Source organism: Wolbachia endosymbiont (group B) of Gerris lacustris (genome assembly GCF_964028355.1).
In the GTDB taxonomy this organism is placed as follows: Bacteria; Pseudomonadota; Alphaproteobacteria; order Rickettsiales; family Anaplasmataceae; genus Wolbachia.
Genome location: NZ_OZ034761.1, coordinates 383,569 through 408,370, shown reverse-complemented (window position 1 = coordinate 408,370; position 24,802 = coordinate 383,569). Strand labels below are relative to the sequence as shown.

The window sequence follows — 24,802 nt, the reverse complement described above, 5'->3', positions numbered from 1 at the left end:
AAAACTTGTTTTTAGACATTACCAGTTATATATTTTAATAGATTGAAATTATAAAATGAAGAGCTTAAAGGAACTATCCTTAAGAATTAAGAATATTAAGTCTGTGCAGAAAACCACGAAAATAATGCAAATGGTTTCTGCAGCAAAGTTATTACAAAGCCAAAAGAAGTTATCAAATTCAAAATTGCATATATCTAAGCTGCATAGCATTATTTCTTCACTAGCGCTATCAGCGGATCAAGAGTTACTAGCAAGAATTCTAAATATCAATAATGAAGATTCTTTCCTAGTATTTATTATTGCATCTGATCGTGGTTTATGTGGCAGCTTTAACTCCTCTGTTGTTAAATTCAGTCAGGAGCATATAAACAAATTAATTGCAAATGATAAGAAAGTAGACATTGTTTTTTTTGGTAAGAAAGCTTTTGAGACAGGCAAAAATAGATTTAATTCTAAAAATATCTTGAAGGTTGAAAATAGTAAGGAAATCACACTAAAGCGTGTGGAAGCCTTGGTTAGTGATATAGATCTAAGTAAATACAATAAAGTTAAGGTTTTTTACAGTAAATTCTATAATACCTTCATGCAAAAGCCAATATTAGAAACAATAAAACCATGGAGTAAAGACTCATTATCAATTGATAATTCTGTAGTTAGTCCTCTAACAGATTACAGCTATGAGTATGAACCACAAAATATTGAGTTTATTGTAAAATCTTTGACTCAAGATTATGTTACAGCTGCTCTTTATTCTGCTTTACTTGAAAGTGCAGCAAGTGAAAATAGTGCTAGGATGGTTGCTATGGAATCAGCAAACAGAAATACAAAAGAAATGCTAAATAAACTAGCATTACTTTATAATCGTTCTCGTCAAGCAGCAATTACAACTGATTTGATTGAAGTTATAGGTGGTGCAGAATCTTTATAGAAACTCAAGGAATGAAAAATGAATATATTAAATATTGCAGCAGATATCACTAAACTAATAAAAAAGCAGAATCAAGATGCAGAAGTTACAATATATGAAACTAATAAGACCTCGGTTTCTCAGCGTCTATCAAAAATTGAACAAATATCACAATCTAAAAACTGTACTGTCGGAATTAGAGCTATAGCAGGTAAGAACAAAGCTGCGTATATTTCCACAAACGATTTGAATAATCTTAGTAGTGCAGTGAGCCAAGTGGTGGAAATGGCAAAGAATGCCCAGGAAGATCCTTATATTAGTTTTGCTGTAGATGGCAGTAATTATATCTCTTCTGCAGATTTAAATATCTCAGATAATAATGTTGTAACAATTGATAAATTAAAAGAAATTACTGAATCTACAGAAAATTCAGCTCTTGCACATAAAAATATTATTAATTCCGAAGGAGCTTCATCTTCACATACTTCAGTAAATACAGTATTATCAACCGTTTCTGGTTTTGTTGGTTCATTTAGTAAGTCAACTTTTGTTAATCAGGTTTCTGTTGTTGCTGGAGAAAAGAGTGAAATGAAAATAGGCTACGATTACGATGTAGCATGCAACTTCAGTGATTTAAAAACACCGGAGTCAATAGGGAAAGAAGCAGCAAAAAGAGCAATAGATCAATTGGGTTCATGTACAATCAGGACAAGCAAATTTCCGGTTGTTTTTGAAAAAAGAGCAGCAAAAGAGCTAGTAAAGAGCTTTGCTTCTGCCATAAATGGTAGCAATATTGTAAATAATGGCTCTTTTTTGAGAAATAGTTTAAATACTCAAATTTTTAATACTAATATTAGCATTATTGATGATCCATTCTTACCAAGGGGTATAACATCAAGACCGTTTGACGGGGAAGGAATAATGAGCAGAAGAAATGAATTTGTAAAAAGTGGAGTACTGCAAAACTGGATTTTAGATCTATATTCGGCTAGGAAATTAAACTTGGAAACGACCGCAAATGCAACTCGTGCAAGTAATGCTGCAATTATTCCTTCAGCTAGTAATTTCTATTTCAAAAATGGTAATAGATCGTTTAAGGAATTAATTGAGGAAGTAAAAGAAGGAATATATGTAACTGATTTATTTGGTTTTGGTGTTAATTTAATCAATGGCGATTATAGTCAAGGTGCATGCGGATTTTTTATAGAAAATGGTAAAATAACGTATCCAATACACGAGATTACTGTTGCCGACAATTTGAAAAATATGTTTAGCAATTTAGTTGTTGCAAATGACCTAACTTTCTGTGGGCAGTTTAATTCACCAACGATTAAAGTTAGCGAAATGACAGTAGCAGGTTCACTTAGTGATTAAAATTTTAGTTGCATTAAGTACAATAATTGTATACTATTACTATGTAATGTTAAGAATAGACTATGGAGTATAGAAGTTTAGTTGCAGTAACTAAGCTTAAAGCATTCTAAATCGTAATTTCAAAGTTTTTCATCACATTAATAATATTAGTTGGTAGTTTAGGAGTTATCCATATGGAATTTGGTAATATAAAATGGTTTAATGTTGAAAAAGGCTATGGTTTCATCAAGCCAGAAGGTAAAGGTGAGGACGTTTTTGTACATGTTAGTACATTAGAACGTTCAGGAATAAGACCTGATGCACTTCGAGGAGAGGATAAAAAGAAAGGAATGAAAGGGGAAAGGGTAAGTTATGAGCTTAAAGAGGAGCGTGGTAGGAACGGAGAAGATAAAAAGTCTGCAATAAATTTAAGATTAGAAGATTAGTCTATCGTGAAGCTTTTTAATAGGGTAATGTATTGTGAGTAATTTTCATGAAATGGGGCTTCCAATTTTGCTTAGGCAAGCTCTAAGTAAAAATAATCTTTGTATTCCAACCCCGATTCAAATGCAAGCGATTCCTCTAGCTCTCCAGGGCAAAGATATTCTTGGATCTGCTCAAACGGGAACTGGAAAGACTTTGGCATTTGCTATTCCACTGGTTGCTAAATTGCTGAATGAGCCAAGCATTGGTTCAGCTTTAGTCATCGTGCCAACCAGAGAGCTTGCTCATCAGGTAACAAATGAGATAAGAAAACTCTTATCTCAAAATTCTGTACTAAGAGTCGCTTTGTTGATTGGAGGTGAGCCTATTTTTAGGCAGCTAAATCAGCTTCAGAAAAAACCACAAATCATAATAGGTACTCCTGGTCGTATTATAGACCATATTGAGCGTAAAACTTTAGTTACTCGGAATGTTAGTATTCTTGTGCTTGATGAGACGGATCGTATGTTTGATATGGGCTTTGGAATTCAGATTGAAGAAATTATGGAGCATTTGCCTAAAATAAGGCAAACTCTTATGTTTTCTGCAACTCTTCCTGGAGAAATAGTAAAACTTACTGAAAAATATCTTAATCAACCAGAGCGTGTTTCTGTTGATTGCCAGGCTACAACTTCTGTAAAAATTAAGCAAGAAGTTGTTTATGCATCAGAATCAGAAAAATATGGAAAACTTGTTACACAATTGTGTCAGCGCAAAGGATCGATCATTATTTTTGTCAAAACAAAGCGGGGAGCGGATCAGCTGGCTGACAAATTGCACAAAGATGACTATAGCGCTTTGGCAATTCATGGTGATTTAAGGCAGCACAAGCGTGAAAGAGTCATTAATTCTTTTCGTCGTGGCCGCAATCAAATCATGGTTGCAACAGATGTTGCTTCTCGTGGCCTTGATATTCCGCACATTCAACATGTTATCAATTATGATGTACCACAATCGCAAGCTGATTATGTTCATCGTATAGGTAGAACTGCACGTGCGGGAGCTGAAGGATTTGCATTATCTTTTGTTACACCTCAAGATAAGAGAAGACTGCCTGCACTAGCAGATAAAGAAGGAGAGCCAAATTTTGATTGTAGTATGCAATCTCAAAAACGTAACAGCAAAAAGATCTTTAAAAGGCCAAGTACGCTAAAGGCTAAATACGGTAGAAAAAAGATCAATGTATTTAAGAAGAAAAGCAGAGTACTAGAAAAAGCGTATTAATGTACTTAACTATTCTTTAAAAGCTCCAGTAAACTTGCTGCAAAGTGAAGTGATTGGAGGATGGTAGAAAGAATATATAGCTAGCCCAAATTAGATTTACCTACAATTTGATAATCTTAATTCTGCTGCTTATAGCGTTTTGAGATTATCACAACGGTATAATGTTAGGCTGTGTGGACTATAATCTGTAGCTTAATTCAATTTGGCTACAACGAGCTGGTAGATTTCAGTTTTTTTAATAATTGTGTGCTACTAATTATATATAAATTTACACTTTTAAAGAGAATAGATGATTTCTAAAAATTTAGAGGCAAGTTTAAATAGAGCGTTACAGATTGCTTCTGATTGTAAGCTTAAATATGCAAAAGTGGAACATTTGTTGCTAGCATTAACCAAAGATGTGGATGTAAATTATATTTTATCAAGATGTAACATCAGAGCTGGTGAAATCATAAATATAGATAATATTATATTAAGGAATGATCATGGTAATAATACAAAGGGTTTTTTACAAGACAACTCCGAATTAACTGTCAATAAAGTTGAGCCTGATGTGCTATTTAAACGCATAATACATAAAGCCATGATACGAGCTCATCGTTTGGGAAGAAAAGAAATAAATGGAGCAAGTATTCTATTAGAGATTTTGTCTGAGCAAGATTTATACATTGAAGAGCTATTACTCAAACAGAATGCAAAGGGTTCTAATTTGATTTATAATATATCCAATATAAAATATTCAGGTGATATAGAAGAATATGTAACTAATCGCAAGATAAAACTTGATAAGAATAACGATATCTCTACTGTAGCAAATAAAGGTGAATTATTAAAAGATGAAGAAGTTCTACAAAATTATTGTAAAAATTTAAATGATTATGCAAGAAGCAAAAAAATAGATTATGTCATTGGTCGTGATTATGAATTAGATCGCACTATAGAAATCTTACTAAGACGCAGAAAAAATAACCCTTTATATGTCGGAGAACCAGGTGTTGGTAAAACAACAATAGTTGAAGGCTTGGTATTGAAAATTATTGAAGGTAGTGTTCCAAGTGCACTGAGATCCAGCATAATTTATGCTTTGGATTTAGGATCACTTCTTGCAGGAACACGCTATAGAGGTGACTTCGAAGAGAGAATAAAATCTATAATAAAAGTAATTGAGGCGAAACCTGGCGCTATTCTTTTCATTGATGAAATACACACTATTATTGGAGCGGGTTCAACAAGTGGCAGCTTTCTTGATGCTGGCAATCTGCTCAAACCTGCACTTGCAAGAGGTACGTTGCGTTGTATAGGTGCAACTACATATAGAGAATATAGTAATAGCTTTGAAAAGGATAAAGCATTAGCAAGGAGGTTTCAAAAAATTAATGTAAAAGAGTCTTCTATTAATGATACAGTAAAGATACTAGATGGTATAAAGCATTACTATGAAAGGTATCATGGAGTATATTACACGAAACACGCCATTAAATCTGCAGCTGAACTTTCACACAAGTATATTACTGGGCGAATATTACCTGATAAAGCAGTTGATGTTATAGATGAAGCTGGGGCATATTGTAAGTTACAAAAAAGCAGGCGAAAAATTATAAACAGTAGAGACATTAAGAATACTATCGCTAGGATTACAAATGTACCTTGCGGGTTTGATGATATGCAAAGAGTAAAATCTTTGAAAGAAAATCTCAATAGGGCCATTTTTGGTCAAGAGCAAGCGATAGAGTCTCTCGTTAATTCTATTAAAATTGCTAAATCTGGTCTGAGAAGTTACAATAAACCCTTAGCAAATTATCTTTTTGCAGGGCCAACTGGTGTAGGTAAGACTGAGCTTGCGAAGCAACTAGCACAAAATATGGGTATGAACCTTATTCGGTTTGATATGTCTGAGTATATGGAACCTCACACAATATCTAGAATGATTGGTTCCCCTCCTGGATATGTGGGTTACGACCAAGGTGGATTGCTTGCAGAATCTGTATCTAATAATCAATATAGCGTAGTACTTCTTGATGAAATTGAGAAAGCTCATAGTGATATTTATAATATATTACTACAAATCATGGATTATGGGTGTGTTACAGATACTTACGGACGTAAGGTTAATTTTTCCAATACTATTTTAATTATGACAACCAATGCAGGGGCATTTGAACGCAACAAAAGTTCTATTGGCTTTGGGTATAAAAACTTTAACATCAGTGACAGCGAAAAAGCAATGGAACGGGTTTTTAACCCTGAATTTCGTAATCGTCTTGATGCAGTCATTTCCTTTTCTGATTTGGATACGGATGTCATTTTGCACATTGTGGATAAATTTATTCAGGAATTAAAAAAACAACTTGTGCAAAAGGGTATAAGCTGCTCAGTGGAAGAAGAAGTAAAGTCTTATCTTGCGCAAACAGGTTATAGCAAAGAAATGGGAGCACGCCCAATAGAGAGGCTGATTGAAAAAGAGATAAAAAGTCATTTGGCTGAAGAAATACTGAATCGTCGATTAATTAAAGGAAAGAAATTAAGGATTTATATTGGTAAACACGGAATTGCTTTTGATATAGTTTAAATTCTTGCTTGAGTATTAAATTTGTAGTATAGTCACTATTTTTTAATGAGGCTATAGTGGCAGGTTTAACCAGAAATCAATATTACAGTAATCAAGATTTACAGAACTTATTTTCAAGGCTGGGAATAAAAGCAGAAGAAGTCATAAGCCAGGAGTTTGATGATGTACTTAAGTTAGTTGAGCGGCGCTTTAGAAGAGCTTCATTAAAATGTCACCCTGATAAAGTAGTAGGAGAGAAAGAGAAAAAAATAGCTGAAGGAGAGTTTAAAAAACTTAGTGCAGATAAAGATAGGCTAGAGCAATATCTTAACGACTTAAAAGCAGCTGGCATATCTATACCATTACAGCGAGAAGAACAAAGAAAGACTAATGAGATTCTATCACGTAGAAGCGAAGCTATAAATAGAGCACTTTTATTTTTTATATTAGCAAATGTGGTACTTGGTCCGTCGCCTCAAGTCAAATATTGCTTATCACAACTTGCTAACAGTGGCAAAGTGCAAAATATTGCTTATAAATTTTATGCATTCAGCATCGGAGTTTGGCCATGGTTATTTATTATATCCTTTTGTAGTATTATCTATGCAGCAAGTAAACAAAGAGGCTCACAAGAAGAAAATCTAGATAGGTTAAATAGGGGATACAATTTACTTATTGCTGCTGATAATTATGTGATATGTATAGCAGCAGCGTTTGCTGTGTGCAGTTTAGCGTCGGAAATTGCACAAAATGGCTGGCCTGTTCAATATGGAATGGTGCTTATGGCTAATTTAGCATTGGATTTATTACTTATTGCTTTACTTAGAACTTTTATAAAAGCTTCTGAACTATATGGTGAATACTGTATCCAGCGTTTATACGAAGAAGATGCAGAATTTAGTTATAAAGAAAAATTTGCATGGTATGACTACAAATTAGTACTTATGCCGCTCGTTCTTCCTATTGTTAAAATATATTTTGAAGATTTAGTTCAAGAAAAACCACAACAGCATACTACTGATCCTAAAGTTACACCTTTAAATATAGGCGTAGGAACAAGAGCATAAAAAGGTCTTTGCTTCAACTATAGTTTTTGCTACACTTTGAGTAAATTTGAAGATATTAATGAGTGAAGAAGTAAAACAAATCCTAAGTTACTACGAAAGTGAAAACCCTGGAGTAAAAGCGAATCTTACTCGCATTCTTATGCATGGGAAACTTGGTGGAACTGGCAAGTTAGTAATTCTCCCTGTAGACCAGGGATTTGAGCACGGACCAATAAAAAGTTTTGAAGTTAACCCTGATGCTTACGATCCACATTATCATTTTCAGCTTGCAGTTGATTCAGGAGTAAGTGCATACGCTGCTCCGCTTGGTATGATCGAAGCTGGTGCTTCAACTTATGCTGGAATGCTACCACTTATTTTGAAGCTTAATAGCGCTAACTCTTTGCACTCAAAAAGCTTAACTTCAGATCAAGCAATAACTGCCTCTGTAAAAGATGCGCTGCGTTTGGGCTGCATGGCTGTTGGGTTTACTATATATCCTGGTTCTGCTAAGTGTTTTGATATGATGGAAGAAGCTCGCAAAATTATAGCTGAGGCTAAATCTTGTGGCCTTGCTGTAGTGCTATGGTCTTATCCACGTGGTGAAGGGATTTCCAAAGAAGGTGAAACAGCAGTTGATGTGATTGCTTATGCTGCGCATATAGCGGCTTTGCTCGGTGCCAACATAATAAAAGTAAAACTTCCAACCAATCATCTGGAAAGAGAAAAAATAGAAAATATTGAACCATTATCTAAAAGAATTGAGTATATTAAAAAGTCTTGCTTTGCAGGAAAAAGAATAGTAGTTTTCTCTGGTGGTGAGTCAAAGTCAGTGGATGATATATACAATGAGGCAAAAGAAATTAAGCAAGGTGGTGGTAATGGTTCAATTATCGGGCGCAACACTTTTCAAAGAAAAAAAGAGGATGCTTTATCTATGCTAAAAGATATAATTAATATCTACGCATAAAAAAACGGCTGGGTGGCAGAATGGCTTATGCGGAGGACTGCAAATCCTTTTATACCGGTTCAATTCCGGTCCCGGCCTCTTACTCCAATTAGATCGTTTTTTCTTCTGAAATTTTAACAAGAAGTGTGGCTTTTAATGAAATATTTAAAAAAATAAGATACTATATTCAAAATATAAGCAGTAAAATGCCAAAGAGATTAACAGAAGTTTTATTATTGATTGGTTTGCCCTTCTTGCTTACCAGTTGCACTTTTCACTATTTATTAAAGAGCTCGTATACTCATCTTGCACCAGAAAAGTACCCTTCATCCAACAAACAGCCGGTTTACGTCGGTACAGCTTACAGTGCACAGACTATATATAATGAGTTATTTAATGACTTTCTGTTAATAGGTAAGTCATCATTCACAGCTAAACATGGGCGTGCTAGTCAATATATCAACTATGGAAGAGAAGTTGGAGCAGATGTGATAATTGTATCATTTCAAAATATGCAAAAGGATAAAGAGCATTTTAGCATCACAGAACAACTATTATGGGACACAAGCTTAACAACATTTCATACAAGGACCATTATAAACTTTGATCAGGACGTACTCTTTCTAAAAAAGGTAGGTGATGCAAAAGCTTCATGGGAATATGTCAAAGGAGAGTTCAAGCTTTACGAAGAAAACGATACTGATCCATATCTAGGGAATTGGGTAGGGTATAGAATGTGCAAGGTTGCAATATATTCTTCAGAAGATGAATATTTAGGATTTGTAAATGAAGATAATTGTAAGGAAAAATCAGGAATAAATAAGATGCTTGCTTGGGAGAGTGGGGATATAAGGTTACGGATTAAAAAACAATCAAAACAGGGATTTTATTTAAATCGAAATAAGATTCCTATACTAATAAAATCTCAAATTAACAAATTTGGCTACCTAGAATTAGTAGATAAAAATACCGATCAAGTAGTGGTTTCCCTTCAGAAAAATTAGTTTTTATTCCTCATAGAAACTATATACTTATACCAACTCTCATTATTAATGAACCAAATAAGAAGCATTGCAGAGTTGTTTAACCGTGGAAGGGGAAAGAGAGGTAATAAATTTACACAAAGCGCTCTCAAGCAGAACAATTGTATCGTAGATTTTATTGCGCAAAATGTTCTGTTTTATATATAACCAAAACCTCTCAACAGGATTGAGGTCAGGTGAGTATGGTGGTAGGTATATAATTTCGATATTTTTAGGTATCTTTAAACTTTTTGACTTATGCCAACTAGCGCAATCCATCACGAGAAAAGCCTTTCGTATTCCTAAATATTGCGACATCTGTTCAAGGAATATATTTATACAAGCAGTGTTGACGTTTGGTGCAAATAAGCTAAAATTCTCTCCATTTCTGGGATTAACTGCACTATAGAGATAAAAATTTTCCCTACCTAATTTTACCTTAACCTGTGTCCTACTGCCTTTTTTAAACCACCCATGTCCAACTTTTGAATGTGTACCAAACCGTGATTCATCGAAGAAAAATAGCTCTTTTTCAGAATGCATGACAATAGTTTCATTGAGGTTTTTTTTTAAACTCCTCTTGCTTATTTTTATCCTGTCCACTATGAACTGGTCTTGGTGTGATATATGAGAATTTCATTCTTTGCATATTACGATGTATTGTGGATTTGCTGATATTCAAACCAAATCTTTCTTGGATTCTTATTCTCATTTCTCTAAGAACCTGTACATGATCTCAAGAAAGGAATAAACTAAGAGATAATGTATATAAGTTAGGATATATGAGGAGTGTATACCCAAGTGATATAAGTCGGGAAAGATTTGAGATTATATTACCAGATCTAGAATCCTGTAGAAAAAAAACAAAACCAAGAAAACTGGATTTATATGAGTTATTTTGCGGTGTACTTTATGTGCTAAAAAGTGGCTGTCAGTGGCGAATGCTACCAAAAGAGTTTCCAAAATGGCGCAATTGTTACGATTACTTCAAGAGATGGAGTAAAAAACCGAATGAAGATAGAGAAAGTGTTCTAGAAATTGTCTTAAAAAAAATTAGTTGGAGAGGTTCGTTTCAACAGTGGTCGGAATACAAAAACAAGCTTCTGCATCATTGATGCTCAAAGTGTAAAAAACACCGATATTGCTGAAGAAAAAGGTTATGATGCCGGCAAGAAAATTTCAGGAATAAAGCGTCATATTGCAGTAGATACGCAAGGTTTGCCACATGCAATTTATATTACTACAGCTAATATCGGAGATCGTACTGCTGCTGTAGAGATGATTTGTAACGCAAGAAAAAATCTTTCCGAAGTTCAAAATATACTAGTTGATGCAGGTTATACAGGAGAAAATTTTGCAACTCAAATAAAAACGACTATTGGTGCAACCGTTGAAGTAATAAAACGAAGTGAATTACATACCTTTGTTGTATTGCCAAAAAGGTGGGTTGTAGAGCGTTCTTTTGCTTGGCTGGAAAAGTGTAGACGGTTATGGAAAAATTGCGAGCGTAAACTCAATACTAGACTACAAATGGTCGTTCTAGCTTTTACTGCCTTGCTCCTCAAAAGATTATGAACAGGCTCTAAGTTATTCTTGTTGCATGGTAAAAAATAAACTAAAAATAAGCAAAGTGTTTTATAAAGTGATATTACGTAATTTACTGTTTTTGCTACCACCTGAAATTGCTCACTCTTTGGTAATAATGGCGTTAAAAAAGATGCCCTGTAGGAAACCTATAGAACCACCTAAGTCTTTAAATGTAAACTTTTTTGGTAATAAAATTAGGAGTCCTGTAGGTCTTGCTGCAGGTTTTGATAAAAATGCGGAAGTTGTAAAGCCGATGCTCTCATTTGGTTTTGGATTTATTGAGGCTGGTACTGTAACTAAACATCCCCAATATGGAAACAAAAAACCGAGAATTTTTCGATTAATTAAAGATGAAGGAATAATTAATAGATTGGGATTTAATAATAAAGGAGTAGACTATTTTCTTAAACAGATAAGTGAAACTAAACTTGGTGATTGTATTTTTGGTATAAATATAGGAAGAAACAGTACATCAAAGGACCAAATCAGCGATTATGTTGACTTAATAAAGATAGTATATGGAAAGAGCAATTATATAGTACTGAACATCTCATCCCCAAACACACCTAACTTGCGCGATTTGCACAATAAACAAGAATTATCCAAATTGTTGAAATCTATCACTCTAACCCGGAAATCAATCGATAGCTCTGAATCCATACCGATAATATTAAAAATTTCTCCAGATATAGATCAGCAAACAAGAGAAGATATCGCTGAGCTTACACTAGAATATAAAATTGACGGCTTAATAGTAAGCAACACTACGATAAGTCAAGATTCTTACTATAATGAGAGTGGTGGGTTGAGCGGTAGACCATTGTTTCAACTTTCAACTGAGTTATTGAGTGATATGTACAAGCTTACTAAGAGCAGAATTCTATTGATAGGATGTGGGGGAGTTTCAAGTGGTGTTGACGCATATGAGAAAATAAAGGCAGGAGCTTCTTTAGTCCAGCTATACACTGCTCTTGTATACCAGGGGCATCAAGTTGTGAACAAAATCAACCTGGAGCTTGCGGAATTGGTAAGAAGAGATGGATTTAGTAACGTTACTGAAGCAGTGGGTTGTATACATTAGACTGTACATTTTGGAAGTTATTGATATTGTTTTAATAAAGTAGAGCTAACTTTTTAGTGTAAAGGTATGATAGGGAGTACTTTTCTTTTGAATGATGAATATGAAAGTCTTGAATGATACAATATCTAAAGTTATTAATTATAAATTTACAAATCACGCAATACTAGAAGAGGCACTAACTCACCCAAGCGTAAATAAAAGGGATAGCGAAGACCAGATTGTAAGCTACGAAAGGCTAGAGTTTTTAGGTGATAGTGTTTTAAACATGGTCGTATCTGCTATGCTGTTTAAAATGTTTCCTGAAGAAAAAGAAGGGGCATTGGCAAAAAGAAAAACGGATTTAGTTTGTGGTAGTACCATTGCTAATGTTGCTAAAGAAATGGAGTTAGGTAACTTTATCATCATGAATAATAGTGAACGTTGCAACGGAGGAAAATGTAACTTAAAAAATTTAGAAAATTTGTTGGAAGCATTAATAGGTGCAATTTATATTGACGGCGGACTTGAGAGTGTTGAGAAATTTATTATCCGACATTGGGAAAAGCTAGCTAAGGACATCCTCGATCCTCCTCAAGATCCTAAAACTTCACTGCAAGAATGGACTCAGAGAAATAAATTACCTTTACCAAAGTATGAGCTTGTAAAACAAATTGGACCAGCACACAATCCTGAATTTACTATATCAGTTTGCATAGAGAGTTATGACAAAGTTTCTGCATGCGCTCCTAGTAAGAAAATTGCTGAACAAAAAACTGCTGAGTTAATGCTAGAAAAAATTAAAAAAACGACTTAGCTTAAGCAAAATAGCCGTTAGCATAAATTTAAAGTAAGCTAATAGCTCTTTAGTTCAGCTTACATATTTTCTTATCTCAGTCAAAATCTTATCAGATTGACTTTCGTCTGAATTTAAATCAGCTGCAAAGTGTGTAACATATTTTCCTCCAGGGCCAATAAGATATATTATCGAAGAATGGTTGATTTCTTCTTCTCCGTCTACTTTGCTTGCATATACTTTATACTTCGCAATTACTTCGTTTATTTTTTCTCTTTCACCAGTTAACATTTGTATTCTATGGTCAAATTGCTGCTGAAATTCTTTAAGTCTTTCCGTGCTATCACGCTCAGGATCAACTGTGATAAAAAATGTTTGTAGCTTATTGTCAAATTTCTTATCTAACTTTGCAAGTGTTTCTGAAATTATCCCAAGGTTCATAGGGCAAATTCTTTTGCATGAGGAAAATCCAAAGAAAATCATCATGTATTTATCTTTAAAATCACTACTGCGCAGAATCTGTCCGTCCTGATTAATTAAAGAAAAATCTCCGCCTATCTTAACTTCCGCATTGTGAATCGCTGCTGGGACAAATATGCCTTTTTTAGTGAAATAACAATAACCTAAAAAAACAACTGCTAATGCTGCTAGCACATTAGATAACAATCTTATAAACCTTACCATTAGAATGCTCTCAGTAAAATCAAATTGTATCTTTATTGGTTAACCTATTCAATATATTTATTCCAAAGTGTATTGTTAATTTTGTCTAACAGTTTCTTATGTTCATCAATTTCTTCACTATTTGGTGAATGTTCTCTGGGAGTTAGATTACGCACTTTATGCTGAACGAATGTAGAGTTACTGTCCTGATTGCATTCATTATCAAACAGAAAGGTTTGTAACCCTCCTGTAAGTTCAACATATACCTTTGCAAGTAATTGAGCATCAACTAGTGCTCCGTGCAATTCTCTATTCTCTAGCGATATATCAAAACGCTTACATAATGCATTCAAAGAAGCAGGTGATCCTGCGAATTTTTTCCTCGCAAGAGGTAATGTATCTAGCACTCTATCTGAGGAAATTAACCCAGCATTCAGCTTGCTTAACTCCATATTAAGGAACTTAATATCAAATTCAGCATTATGAATTACCAAGATATCATTAGATATGAAGTCAAGAAATTCAAGTGCAACATCTGAAAATAGTGGCTTATCTTCCAAAAACTCCTCACTAATACCATGAATCTTAAATGAGTGGTAAGGTATATCTCTCTCTGGATTAAGATATCGATGAAATGTTTTACCTGTTGGAATACGGTTAATTAGTTCTACACATCCTATCTCAATAATTCGATGGCCAGACTCAGTGTCAAGACCTGTAGTTTCAGTATCAAGTACTATTTCTCGTAGCCTACTTTCCATAGGTGTAACTAATCTTACTTGTCATTTGCTGTTAAATTTTTATCGGTACTTGCCTTCTTATAGTTAATGGAAACAAGCAACCAGGTTGGATCTGATGAATTAATATTTTTTTTGAATTGCCATACATCCTCAACTTTGTTAATAGTAGACATACTACCTGATATGATGTCTCCTTCACCATTCTTAACGAAATGAATTTGCTCTGAAAGGAAGTATACTGCAATAAATACTACGTTTTTTACTAGCTTTATTTCTAAGATTTTTTGTGAAACAATAGAAACAATTATAGACTCGTGTATCTCTTTACGATGTTTAATCTTATCCACAAAGCTATTATACAAATCTTTGTCCAGAAGAGATTTTAATTGAGGTAAATTTCCTTGGTTGAAATATTTAATTATTAATTCAAAAGCTATGCTTGAACCTTCTATAAAATTGGAAATAGAGAACTTTCTGTTTTTTTGTAATATTTGTTCATAAGTAGCTTCTATTGAACTTTTGTTATTGCTATAAGTATAATCTTCGATATTTTCTACCACATCCTCTTTACTTTGACTTACATCTAATACACCTGTTAGCTTTTTTAGATTGAGACTGGATGATCTTCCTAAAGAATTATATAAGCGTGAAAAAATAAACGCCGCTAGTAAAGCATATATTACAAGCTCTATCATGGTAACTTACTCCTTGATATATAAAGTATCTAAATATTATTAATTATTGATAAAAATATGTTTTTCATATTAACCTATAGTTAGGTTTACTATTCATTTGTAAATGGATATATTATATAAGAAAGTATTAAACATCTCAACTTAATTAAAGGAGACGTAAGAAATGTCACAACACAAAATGAAAATTCATGGTCAGTATGTCAAAGATTTTTCGTTTGAGAATCCAAATTCGCCATTCCTTCCTTCTAGTAAAGCTCCTGATATTAATGTAATGGTTAATATTAATTCAGCAAAATTAGAAGGAACAGAAAATAAAAAAGGAATAAGTGAAGAAAAGCCTTTTCATGAAATTACTTTGCATATAGAGGCCAAAGCAACGGTAAAAGATGAAGATGTAAAGGATGATATAGCTTTCATTTGCGAGGTAAAGTATTGCGGTATTTTTTCAATAGAAAACTTTACAGAGCTAAGTGAAGAAGAGGTGAGACAAGCTTTATTTATTGGTGGACCTACTTTTCTTTTCCCTTTTGCAAGAGAAATAATTGCAAGAACTACAAGTAGTGGTGGATTTCCTCCACTTATGCTAGATCCTATAGATTTTGAAACTATGTATCAGCAGCAAAGTCAACAACAAAAAAGTAGCGCTAGTAATTCCAATTTTAACTAATATAGTGTAATATATAGCTGAAAATAGCTGTGCTACTGAGGTACCAAAGGAGGAAGTATCTGAAATGAAGCAGAATATGTGTAATGATTTTGAAGGTAGTCTGTATGTCCACCAGTGCACACCGTTTTTGTCATCCCAGTGCGTGACGCTGGGATCCAGGTATAGAAGTGTTTGCAAATCATACAATTTGCAGGGAATCCTAGGAACATATGTCAAAAACAATGTCTATGATGAAATAGGCTGGATTCCAGCATCACGTGCTGGAATGACATCATTAGTTGATTTTTCACTTAAAAATGGTTATGCAGGATGAATAGTTCTTTAAACGCAAAAACAACTTTAAACATTGACGGGAAATCATACAACTATTTTAGCCTAAGTAGCGCTGGTAAATTCTTGGGAATGGATTTAACCAAATTGCCTTGCTCACTCAAGGTATTGCTTGAAAATTTATTGCGCAACGAAGATGGAGTAAGCGTAAAATTGAATGACATAAAAACATTAGCAAGTTGCGTCAACAAACATATCAATCACGAAATTAGCTACAAGCCAGCAAGGGTATTGATGCAGGATTTTACAGGAGTTCCTGCTATCGTTGACTTAGCTTCAATGCGTAGTTATGTAAAGAAAAATGGAAGTAACCCAAGCAAAATAAATCCATCTGTACCTGTTGATCTTGTGATCGATCACTCTGTTCAAGTAGATAGTTACGGAAGCACTTCTGCATTTGGTAAAAACGTTGCACTGGAAGTAAAAAGAAATTTGGAGAGATATCAATTCTTAAAATGGGGAGAGTCATCCTTCACAAATTTTAGAGTAGTGCCACCAGGTACTGGAATTTGCCACCAAGTGAATCTTGAATATTTAGCGCAAGTTGTATGTAACGATAGCGGAGTTCTATATCCAGATACCTTAGTCGGTACAGATAGTCACACTACTATGGTAAATGGTTTATCGGTTCTTGGTTGGGGTGTTGGTGGAATAGAAGCTGAGTCTGTGATGCTTGGTCAACCAATTAGTATGGTAATTCCAGAAGTAGTAGGATTTAAATTAATAGGAAGACTTTCAGAGGGAGTAACAGCAACTGATCTAGTGCTAACAATTACTAATATCCTGAGAACAAAAGGCGTTGTTGGCAGATTTGTGGAATTTTATGGTGATGGCTTAGATTGTTTATCTTTGGCAGATAGAGCAACCATAGCTAATATGGCTCCAGAGTATGGTGCAACTTGTGGATTCTTTCCAATTGATCAGAAGACACTAGATTATTTAAACTTAACTGGAAGGCCAAAAGAGTTGGTTAAATTGGTTGAAGTCTATGCAAAAGAACAAGGGCTATGGCGTAGTAATGACGAATTGGCGTTCTTTGACACACTGGAGCTTGATTTATCGAGCGTAGAGCCGGTAATGGCCGGTCCAAAAAGACCGCAAGATAAGGTTTTTCTTTCGCAAGTGGCAGAATCTTTTTCTAAATCATTTCCAGTTAATGAGTCAGAGGAAAGCGATAAACTCCAAGATGGAAGTGTAGTTATTGCAGCAATAACAAGCTGCACTAATACTTCAAACCCAAGTGTAATGATTGCTGCTGGACTTGTAGCACGTAATGCAGTCAACCTTGGATTAAAATCAAAGCCTTGGGTTAAAACTTCTCTTGCTCCAGGGTCACAAGTTGTAACAGAATATTTAGAAAAGTCAGGGTTACAGGAAGATCTAAATGCTTTGGGTTTTAATTTGGTTGGGTACGGCTGTACAACTTGTATTGGAAACTCCGGTCCGCTTCATGAAGATATAGAAAGTGATATTAAGGATAAAAACTTGACTGTTGCAGCAGTTTTATCCGGTAATCGTAACTTTGAAGGAAGAATCCATCCTTTAGTCAAAGCTAATTACTTGGCATCTCCGCCACTTGTTGTTGTGTATGCACTTGCAGGTGCTGTACAAATTGACCTGACAAAAGATTCAATATGCAAAGATAAGAATGGAAGTGATGTTTATCTCAAAGATATATGGCCAACAAATAGTGAAGTTGAGAGCTGTGTTAAAAGTGTTGTGACGCGTGAAATGTTCATACAAAAGTATAAGGATGTTTTTTCTGGTGATGAGCATTGGCAAAAGATAAGGTGTGAGAAAAGTGAAATCTATGATTGGGACGCGAAAAGCACTTATATACAAAACCCTCCCTATTTTGATGATTTATCGACTAAGAACAATAAAAGCAACATAGTTGATATAAAGAATGCGCAAATACTAGCGATGTTTGGCGATAGCGTCACTACCGACCACATTTCCCCTGCTGGAAATATTGCCTCAAATAGTCCTGCAGGCATATATTTAAAAGGTCTTGGAGTTGAACCGCAAGATTTCAATTCATATGGATCTCGCCGCGGTAACCACAATGTAATGATGCGTGGGACTTTTGCTAACATTAGAATAAAAAATGAAATGGTAAGCATCGAAGGCGGCTATACAAAATATATTCCTTCTCAAGAAACTATGTCGATTTTTGATGCAGCAATGCGTTATAAAAAAGAAGCTGTTCCATTAGTTGTTATTGCAGGAAAGGAATATGGCACAGGTTCAAGTAGAGACTGGGCAGCAAAGGGTACTGCACTGCTGGGAATTAAAGCTGTGATTGCAGAAAGTTTTGAACGCATACATAGGGCCAACTTAGTTGGTATGGGTGTTCTTCCACTTATATTCCAAAATGGAATAACCAGAAAGATATTTGATGGTAGTGAGATAATAAGCATAAAAGGTGAAATAGTGCCAAGTGGAAATTTAGAATGTATCATCAAAAGAAAGGATAGTTCTGAACAATCAATTCAACTCAAATGCTGTGTACAAACTGCAATTGAGATGAAATACTTGACGAGTGGCGGAGTGTTGAGCTATATACTTACATAGTCCTCTTGAGCTATCATAATCATTAACTAGGATCTTTGAATCGATCCTAGCCCCTTACTTAAATAATAATGTATTCTACGTAAAGTTATGATATAATTTTACCTTACATATGGTAAAAGGTGTTTTGTAGATGATTATGATCAGTTCTATACAAGAACCTAACGCGTTACGAAAACGGTTGCAGGGATTTTATCGTGCTGATGAAAAAAGTTATGTACGTTATCTTGTAGAAAAAGCAGAACTTTCTGCTGATTCAAAAAACAGAATTTACAATATTGCAAAACAAGTTGTCGAAAAGATTAGAGGTAGTAAATTAGGCATTATAGATTCTTTTATACAACAGTACTCGCTTTCTGATGACGAAGGAGTAGCGCTAATGTGTCTTGCTGAGTCACTGCTTAGAATACCAGACGATTACACAATAGATAAATTAATCAAAGATAAAATTACCAATCAAGAATGGAATAAACACTTGGGGCATTCCTCTTCATTATTTGTTAATGCTTCTACTTGGAGTTTAATTATAGGAAGCAGTATATTAAGAAACAATGGAGAGGATTCAAAATTCTATCACATAATTTCCAGGTTACTGAAAAATTTAGGAGAGCCAATAATCCGCAAAGCGGTGAAGCAAGCAATATCCATTCTTGGCAAGCATTTTATTGTTGGAGAAACTATAGAAAAAGCATTGGAAAGTATAAAATCAGATAACTATAGCAAGTATTTATGCTCTTTTGACATGCTTGGTGAATCTGCTCGCACAGTTGAGGATGCAGAAGAGTATTTTAATTTATACATGCATGCAATAAAAGCTATAGGTGAATCTGCTAATGTAAATGATTGCTTTAAATCTCAAGGAGTTTCGATCAAATTGTCTTCACTGCACTCACGTTATGAATTTAGCCAATTTGGTAATATAGCTGAAGAGCTGAGAGCTAAGTTGCTGGAACTGTGTCATGAAGCGAAGAAATATAACATTTCACTTTGTATAGATGCAGAAGAATCAGAAAGACTTGAGATGTCATTAGTTTTATTTGAGCAATTGCGTCTTGATGATTCACTTTCTAAATGGGAAGGGCTTGGCTTGGCTGTGCAAGCGTATCAAAAACGTGCTTTATCTGTTCTTGATTTTGTTGAAGACGTTGCCATTCGATCAAAGCATAAAATTATGGTGAGGCTTGTGAAAGGAGCATATTGGGACTCAGAAATCAAGCGCACACAAGAATTAGGGTTAATTGGTTATCCGGTATTTACTAGAAAAAGCCACACAGATGTATGCTACCTTGCCTGTGCGCAGAAACTTTTAAGCAAAGAGAATCACTTTTATCCATGTTTTGGAACTCATAATGCTTATACTTTTGCTACTATAATAGAGCTTGCTGATAAAAATCATCCTGGATTTGAGTTTCAGTGCTTACATGGAATGGGTAAAAGTTTGTATGATTATGCAATTTCAGAACTTGCAACAAGTATCAATTGTCGTATATATGCACCAGTTGGTAAACATAGTGATTTATTGCCATATCTTATTAGGCGCCTTCTTGAAAACGGAGCTAATAGCTCGTTTGTCAATCAAGTAAATGATTCTGACGTTAAAATTGAAGGATTAGTTTCAGATCCATTAGAAAAAGCTAAAAGCTTAGAATATGAGCCTCACCCAAGCATTCCGTTGCCACGAGATATTTTTGGAGAGGAAAGGCAAAACTCTCTAGGGATGGATATTAGCGATTCAATTACAGTTTCGCAATTCGCAAATGATATAAGGGAATTTAGTGAAAAGAAATGGCAGATTGGCCCAATAATTGATGGAGAGTCGCTTTTTGACAGTGCTGAATTTATTGAAATAGTGAATCCTGCACATTTGAAAAATGTAGTTGGAGAAGTATCAAGTGCAACAAGTGCTCAGGCTTTAAATGCTCTTGAAATAGCACATAGTGCTTTTACTAAGTGGCAGAATGTTTCAGCAGAAGAGCGCGCTAAATGCCTTGAAAAAGCTGCAGATTTGCTTGAGGAAAGGATGAAAGAGTTAATTTATATTCTGATTGTAGAAGCTGGAAAGATTTTGCCTGATGCAATAGCAGAAGTAAGGGAGGCAATCGACTTTTTGCGTTACTATGCAGTAATAGCAAAAAATAAACTGAATGATTGGAGGAATTTGCCGGGCCCAACAGGTGAAGATAACTTTATCTTTTTTGAGGGCAGAGGAGTTTTCTTGTGCGTATCACCGTGGAATTTTCCACTTGCTATCTTCATTGGGCAGATTTCAGCTGCGCTTGCAGCAGGTAATGCAGTGCTGGCAAAGCCGGCAGAACAAACACCAATTATTGCCTATGAAGCCATTAAGATATTACATGAAGCTGGAATACCAAAGAATGTATTGCATTTCGTTCCAGGGGATGGTTGGTATTTAGGTAAAGTATTAGTGCCAGATAATAGAATTTCCGGTGTAGCTTTTACTGGTTCAACACAAACCGCTCAAATAATTAATCGAATGCTTGCTAGCAGAGATGGTCCTATTGTGCCACTTATCGCTGAAACTGGTGGATTAAATGCTATGATTGTTGATAGTTCTGCTCTTTTAGAGCAAGTAACTATGGATGTTTTAATTTCTGCATTTCGCAGTAGCGGTCAACGTTGTTCTGCTCTTAGAGTGCTATTTATTCAAGAAGATATAGCAGAAAAACAGATAAAAATGATATGCAATGCGGCTCAAGAACTAAAGATAGGTGATCCAATACAGCTGAGCACAGATATTGGTCCAATAATTGACAAAGCATCTATTGATATGCTCACTAAACATACGGAGAAAATGTCAAGAGATAAAGATTCAAACCTTTTGTCCAAGGTACCCATGGATACAAATTCTTATAATGGTTATTTCTTTCCTCCATACATTTATGAGATACAAAAAATTTCGCAACTCAAGCAAGAAGTGTTTGGTCCTATTTTACATATTATACGTTTTAATAAGCTGCAATTAAATGAAGTTATAAGTGATATAAACAATACAGAATATGGGCTGACGTTTTCTTTGCAGAGCCGCGTGCAAAATCAGATCGATTTAATAAGCAGGAAAATATCAGTTGGAAATGTGTACATCAATCGCAATCAAATAGGTGCAGCAGTTGGAATACAACCATTTGGCGGTAGAGGATTATCAGGTACCGGACCAAAAGCTGGTGGTCCTAATTATCTGCAACGTTTTTCTACAGAAAAGGTTGTGAGCATCAACACTACAGCATGTGGTGGTAACATTACACTTGCGTGTTTGGATTGATTTGCAATTTCTAAATTGGAAGTTCGTGCAGTTGTGTATGCAGTACTGAAGTCTAAACTCATACACTGAAGGGATAGTTGTGATTCTAAGAAGGCTTCAAAGAAAGTCTTATCTTTAAATAAAAGAAAAAGGTTGCTATAATTCTGATAAAAGCACTATAAACAAAATGAATGTGAAAAGTATCTTATTAGCGTTTTTAGTACATTCTATATTAGGTTTGTCATTATTTGCAGCTGACCCTGTTTTACTCAATTGTATTGAAACTCCAGGGATTTATAATCTTGAAACAAGGCCAAAAAGCTTTAACTCTTCAAATAATTTAAGAAGAAAACCTGGCTCTCCAAGTAGTGCAGCAGGAGAATTAATAAATGTAGTGGGTAGAGTTACTGATGTAAATTGCTTACCAATACAAAATGCTGTAGTTTCTATGTGGCATGCAAATTCACGTGGTATGAGCCATTATGATGAGAATGTAGAGGATGATCCAAATTTTGCTGGATCAGGAAGATTTGTAGTAAATAACCTTGGCTATTATAGTTTTATTACAATAGCACCTGGAAAAATCGGGGATAGGGCTCCACACATCAACTTTTTGATTCAACATCCAGATTTTCCAGAATTCACAACACAAATGTTCTTTGCTGATCATAATTGCGACAACTGTGCTGATTCTGTTCTTGGGGGTCTTATTGATAATGGGTTTGCAAGCCTTCTGATAGCACCATTTACTTATAACAATCGGGCCATTAAGACCTACACATTTAATATAACCCTAGGTGGGTATAACAAATTTTCTGATAAAAGGTAAAAATCCTTGCGTATGAAGGGAGCTCACATTAACTTTAAAAAGTGTAATAGTTTAGACTTAATCTGACAGATTAATAAAGTAATACCAATTCCCGCTATACAAGCAACGAATAGACAATAATGGAAAAAAAGCCATACTGGAGTAAGTAAAATAGCGAGGTTTAGATGGCATTAAGATCAAAATTATTGGATGAAAAAGTGGTGGAATCAGCAAAAGAGATGCTGAAGAAAGTAAGAAATAATGCGTATGTTGCAAAAAAACTAAATGCTGTAATTGCAGCAAAAAAGCACAGTATAACAGCTGTAGCAAAAATATGTTGCATTTCGAGAAAGGCAATTACTACATGGATAAAGCACATAAAATTTGGAAGAGAAGAAAAATTATTTTCTCCACCTCAACGCCGTAGAAAAACTATATTGAACCAAAGTCAACTTGAACAAATTGAGGTGTGGATAGAGGAAAACCCCAATATTACTATTAGAGCCTGTTCATAATCTTTTGAGGAGCAAAGCAGTAAAAGCTAGAACGACCATTTGTAGTCTAGTATTGAGTTTACGCTCGCAATTTTTCCATAACCGTCTACACTTTTCCAGCCAAGCAAAAGAACGCTCTACAACCCACCTTTTTGGCAATACAACAAAGGTATGTAATTCACTTCGTTTTATTACTTCAACGGTTGCACCAATAGTCGTTTTTATTTGAGTTGCAAAATTTTCTCCTGTATAACCTGCATCAACTAGTATATTTTGAACTTCGGAAAGATTTTTTCTTGCGTTACAAATCATCTCTACAGCAGCAGTACGATCTCCGATATTAGCTGTAGTAATATAAATTGCATGTGGCAAACCTTGCGTATCTACTGCAATATGACGCTTTATTCCTGAAATTTTCTTGCCGGCATCATAACCTTTTTCTTCAGCAATATCGGTGTTTTTTACACTTTGAGCATCAATGATGCAGAAGCTTGTTTTTGTATTCCGACCACTGTTGAAACGAACCTCTCCAACTAATTTTTTTTAAGACAATTTCTAGAACACTTTCTCTATCTTCATTCGGTTTTTTACTCCATCTCTTGAAGTAATCGTAACAATTGCGCCATTTTGGAAACTCTTTTGGTAGCATTCGCCACTGACAGCCACTTTTTAGCACATAAAGTACACCGCAAAATAACTCATATAAATCCAGTTTTCTTGGTTTTGTTTTTTTTCTACAGGATTCTAGATCTGGTAATATAATCTCAAATCTTTCCCGACTTATATCACTTGGGTATACACTCCTCATATATCCTAACTTATATACATTATCTCTTAGTTTATTCCTTTCTTGAGATCATGTACAGGTTCTTAGAGAAATGAGAATAAGAATCCAAGAAAGATTTGGTTTGAATATCAGCAAATCCACAATACATCGTAATATGCAAAGAATGAAATTCTCATATATCACACCAAGACCAGTTCATAGTGGACAGGATAAAAATAAGCAAGAGGAGTTTAAAAAAAAACCTCAATGAAACTATTGTCATGCATTCTGAAAAAGAGCTATTTTTCTTCGATGAATCACGGTTTGGTACACATTCAAAAGTTGGACATGGGTGGTTTAAAAAAGGCAGTAGGACACAGGTTAAGGTAAAATTAGGTAGGGAAAATTTTTATCTCTATAGTGCAGTTAATCCCAGAAATGGAGAGAATTTTAGCTTATTTGCACCAAACGTCAACACTGCTTGTATAAATATATTCCTTGAACAGATGTCGCAATATTTAGGAATACGAAAGGCTTTTCTCGTGATGGATTGCGCTAGTTGGCATAAGTCAAAAAGTTTAAAGATACCTAAAAATATCGAAATTATATACCTACCACCATACTCACCTGACCTCAATCCTGTTGAGAGGTTTTGGTTATATATAAAACAGAACATTTTGCGCAATAAAATCTACGATACAATTGTTCTGCTTGAGAGCGCTTTGTGTAAATTTATTACCTCTCTTTCCCCTTCCACGGTTAAACAACTCTGCAATGCTTCTTATTTGGTTCATTAATAATGAGAGTTGGTATAAGATAAAAATATAAATAAATTTT

Annotated in this window: 19 protein-coding genes, 1 tRNA gene and 3 pseudogenes; 18 read left to right on the top strand and 5 right to left on the bottom strand. The window is 34.7% G+C overall.

Going from position 1 to position 24,802, the window contains the following annotated elements; genetic code table 11:
* Nucleotides 1–55: 55 nt before the first annotated feature.
* From atpG to ABWU62_RS01960, 9 genes are all read left to right on the top strand, one after another.
* The gene (gene atpG, locus ABWU62_RS02000) at nucleotides 56–928 is read left to right on the top strand and encodes an ATP synthase F1 subunit gamma (RefSeq protein ID WP_353287348.1); all 873 of its coding nucleotides are present in this window, start codon (nucleotides 56–58) and stop codon (nucleotides 926–928) included.
* Between the two features lie 18 nt (nucleotides 929–946).
* Entirely contained in the window at nucleotides 947–2,281 is a 1,335-nt protein-coding gene (locus ABWU62_RS01995) for a TldD/PmbA family protein (protein ID WP_353287347.1), read from the top strand.
* Nucleotides 2,282–2,454: 173 nt separating this feature from the next.
* Entirely contained in the window at nucleotides 2,455–2,706 is a 252-nt protein-coding gene (locus ABWU62_RS01990; RefSeq protein WP_006015726.1) for a cold-shock protein, read from the top strand.
* 34 nt (nucleotides 2,707–2,740) lie between these two features.
* Entirely contained in the window at nucleotides 2,741–3,967 is a 1,227-nt protein-coding gene (locus tag ABWU62_RS01985; RefSeq protein ID WP_353287346.1) for a DEAD/DEAH box helicase, read from the top strand.
* 289 nt (nucleotides 3,968–4,256) lie between these two features.
* Nucleotides 4,257–6,536, top strand: a complete 2,280-nt coding sequence (locus tag ABWU62_RS01980; RefSeq protein WP_353287345.1) for an AAA family ATPase — start codon at nucleotides 4,257–4,259, stop codon at nucleotides 6,534–6,536.
* Between the two features lie 56 nt (nucleotides 6,537–6,592).
* Nucleotides 6,593–7,582 (top strand): molecular chaperone DnaJ, encoded by a 990-nt coding sequence (locus ABWU62_RS01975; RefSeq protein ID WP_353287344.1) that lies wholly within the window; start codon nucleotides 6,593–6,595, stop codon nucleotides 7,580–7,582.
* Between the two features lie 58 nt (nucleotides 7,583–7,640).
* Nucleotides 7,641–8,531, top strand: a complete 891-nt coding sequence (locus ABWU62_RS01970; RefSeq protein WP_353287343.1) for a class I fructose-bisphosphate aldolase — start codon at nucleotides 7,641–7,643, stop codon at nucleotides 8,529–8,531.
* 6 nt (nucleotides 8,532–8,537) lie between these two features.
* A tRNA-Cys gene (locus tag ABWU62_RS01965) sits at nucleotides 8,538–8,609 on the top strand.
* Between the two features lie 47 nt (nucleotides 8,610–8,656).
* Nucleotides 8,657–9,514, top strand: a complete 858-nt coding sequence (locus tag ABWU62_RS01960) for a hypothetical protein (protein ID WP_353287342.1) — start codon at nucleotides 8,657–8,659, stop codon at nucleotides 9,512–9,514.
* Between the two features lie 45 nt (nucleotides 9,515–9,559).
* Here the strand turns inward: ABWU62_RS01960 and ABWU62_RS01955 are convergent.
* Nucleotides 9,560–10,241, bottom strand: a pseudogene (locus tag ABWU62_RS01955) (IS630 family transposase); the annotation flags it as partial.
* A 73-nt stretch (nucleotides 10,242–10,314) separates the two neighbouring features.
* Between ABWU62_RS01955 and ABWU62_RS01950 the strand changes: the two are divergent.
* From ABWU62_RS01950 to rnc, 3 genes are all read left to right on the top strand, one after another.
* A protein-coding gene (locus ABWU62_RS01950) for an IS5 family transposase (RefSeq protein ID WP_353287093.1) occupies nucleotides 10,315–11,107 on the top strand; the annotation gives its coding sequence in 2 pieces (ribosomal slippage) (nucleotides 10,315–10,578 and nucleotides 10,580–11,107; 792 coding nt in all).
* A gap of 25 nt (nucleotides 11,108–11,132) precedes the next feature.
* Nucleotides 11,133–12,200, top strand: coding sequence for a quinone-dependent dihydroorotate dehydrogenase (locus tag ABWU62_RS01945; protein WP_353287341.1), 1,068 nt, complete (start codon nucleotides 11,133–11,135; stop codon nucleotides 12,198–12,200).
* 100 nt (nucleotides 12,201–12,300) lie between these two features.
* Nucleotides 12,301–12,993, top strand: coding sequence for a ribonuclease III (gene rnc / locus ABWU62_RS01940; RefSeq protein WP_353288140.1), 693 nt, complete (start codon nucleotides 12,301–12,303; stop codon nucleotides 12,991–12,993).
* Nucleotides 12,994–13,047: 54 nt separating this feature from the next.
* Here rnc and ABWU62_RS01935 read toward each other — a convergent pair whose 3' ends face one another.
* From ABWU62_RS01935 to ABWU62_RS01925, 3 genes are read right to left on the bottom strand one after another with little or no spacing between them, the layout of a single operon-like run.
* Nucleotides 13,048–13,656, bottom strand: coding sequence for an SCO family protein (locus tag ABWU62_RS01935; protein ID WP_353287340.1), 609 nt, complete (start codon nucleotides 13,654–13,656; stop codon nucleotides 13,048–13,050).
* Between the two features lie 44 nt (nucleotides 13,657–13,700).
* A complete protein-coding gene (gene dnaQ / locus ABWU62_RS01930) occupies nucleotides 13,701–14,396 on the bottom strand; it encodes a DNA polymerase III subunit epsilon (RefSeq protein WP_353287339.1) in 696 nt (231 codons plus the stop codon).
* Nucleotides 14,397–14,410: 14 nt separating this feature from the next.
* Complete coding sequence (locus ABWU62_RS01925) at nucleotides 14,411–15,070, bottom strand: Tim44/TimA family putative adaptor protein (RefSeq protein ID WP_353287338.1); 660 nt, start codon at nucleotides 15,068–15,070, stop codon at nucleotides 14,411–14,413.
* A gap of 163 nt (nucleotides 15,071–15,233) precedes the next feature.
* On the opposite strand from ABWU62_RS01925, the gene secB reads away from it, so the two are divergent.
* The 5 genes and pseudogenes from secB to ABWU62_RS01900 all read left to right on the top strand — a co-directional run.
* Nucleotides 15,234–15,737 (top strand): protein-export chaperone SecB, encoded by a 504-nt coding sequence (gene secB, locus ABWU62_RS01920; protein WP_007302467.1) that lies wholly within the window; start codon nucleotides 15,234–15,236, stop codon nucleotides 15,735–15,737.
* A 309-nt stretch (nucleotides 15,738–16,046) separates the two neighbouring features.
* The gene (gene acnA, locus ABWU62_RS01915; protein WP_353287337.1) at nucleotides 16,047–18,641 is read left to right on the top strand and encodes an aconitate hydratase AcnA; all 2,595 of its coding nucleotides are present in this window, start codon (nucleotides 16,047–16,049) and stop codon (nucleotides 18,639–18,641) included.
* Nucleotides 18,642–18,777: 136 nt separating this feature from the next.
* On the top strand, nucleotides 18,778–21,918 hold the full coding sequence (putA, locus tag ABWU62_RS01910; protein WP_353288139.1) for a bifunctional proline dehydrogenase/L-glutamate gamma-semialdehyde dehydrogenase PutA: 3,141 nt from the start codon (nucleotides 18,778–18,780) through the stop codon (nucleotides 21,916–21,918).
* Nucleotides 21,919–22,084: 166 nt separating this feature from the next.
* Nucleotides 22,085–22,726, top strand: coding sequence for a protocatechuate 3,4-dioxygenase (locus ABWU62_RS01905; protein ID WP_353287336.1), 642 nt, complete (start codon nucleotides 22,085–22,087; stop codon nucleotides 22,724–22,726).
* A gap of 164 nt (nucleotides 22,727–22,890) precedes the next feature.
* Nucleotides 22,891–23,208, top strand: a pseudogene (locus ABWU62_RS01900) (IS630 family transposase); the annotation flags it as partial.
* Nucleotides 23,209–23,214: 6 nt separating this feature from the next.
* On the opposite strand, the gene ABWU62_RS01895 reads toward ABWU62_RS01900, so the two are convergent.
* Nucleotides 23,215–24,007 (bottom strand): IS5 family transposase gene (locus ABWU62_RS01895; protein WP_353287093.1). Its coding sequence is split into 2 segments (ribosomal slippage): nucleotides 23,215–23,742 and nucleotides 23,744–24,007, totalling 792 coding nucleotides; the frame shifts between segments, so codons are not numbered across the junction.
* 73 nt (nucleotides 24,008–24,080) lie between these two features.
* On the opposite strand from ABWU62_RS01895, the pseudogene ABWU62_RS01890 reads away from it, so the two are divergent.
* Nucleotides 24,081–24,762, top strand: a pseudogene (locus ABWU62_RS01890) (IS630 family transposase); the annotation flags it as partial.
* Between the last annotated feature and the right edge of the window lie 40 nt (nucleotides 24,763–24,802).

Bases quoted from the DNA above. Each gene is read 5' to 3' on its own strand.
- atpG (WP_353287348.1), top strand. From the start codon at position 56: ATGAAGAGCTTAAAGGAACTATCCTTAAGAATTAAGAATATTAAGTCT.
- ABWU62_RS01995 (WP_353287347.1), top strand. From the start codon at position 947: ATGAATATATTAAATATTGCAGCAGATATCACTAAACTAATAAAAAAG.
- ABWU62_RS01990 (WP_006015726.1), top strand. From the start codon at position 2,455: ATGGAATTTGGTAATATAAAATGGTTTAATGTTGAAAAAGGCTATGGT.
- ABWU62_RS01980 (WP_353287345.1), top strand. From the start codon at position 4,257: ATGATTTCTAAAAATTTAGAGGCAAGTTTAAATAGAGCGTTACAGATT.
- ABWU62_RS01970 (WP_353287343.1), top strand. From the start codon at position 7,641: ATGAGTGAAGAAGTAAAACAAATCCTAAGTTACTACGAAAGTGAAAAC.
- ABWU62_RS01945 (WP_353287341.1), top strand. From the start codon at position 11,133: ATGGTAAAAAATAAACTAAAAATAAGCAAAGTGTTTTATAAAGTGATA.
- rnc (WP_353288140.1), top strand. From the start codon at position 12,301: ATGAAAGTCTTGAATGATACAATATCTAAAGTTATTAATTATAAATTT.
- ABWU62_RS01935 (WP_353287340.1), bottom strand. From the start codon at position 13,656: ATGGTAAGGTTTATAAGATTGTTATCTAATGTGCTAGCAGCATTAGCA.
- dnaQ (WP_353287339.1), bottom strand. From the start codon at position 14,396: ATGGAAAGTAGGCTACGAGAAATAGTACTTGATACTGAAACTACAGGT.
- ABWU62_RS01925 (WP_353287338.1), bottom strand. From the start codon at position 15,070: ATGATAGAGCTTGTAATATATGCTTTACTAGCGGCGTTTATTTTTTCA.
- secB (WP_007302467.1), top strand. From the start codon at position 15,234: ATGTCACAACACAAAATGAAAATTCATGGTCAGTATGTCAAAGATTTT.
- acnA (WP_353287337.1), top strand. From the start codon at position 16,047: ATGAATAGTTCTTTAAACGCAAAAACAACTTTAAACATTGACGGGAAA.
- putA (WP_353288139.1), top strand. From the start codon at position 18,778: ATGATCAGTTCTATACAAGAACCTAACGCGTTACGAAAACGGTTGCAG.
- ABWU62_RS01905 (WP_353287336.1), top strand. From the start codon at position 22,085: ATGAATGTGAAAAGTATCTTATTAGCGTTTTTAGTACATTCTATATTA.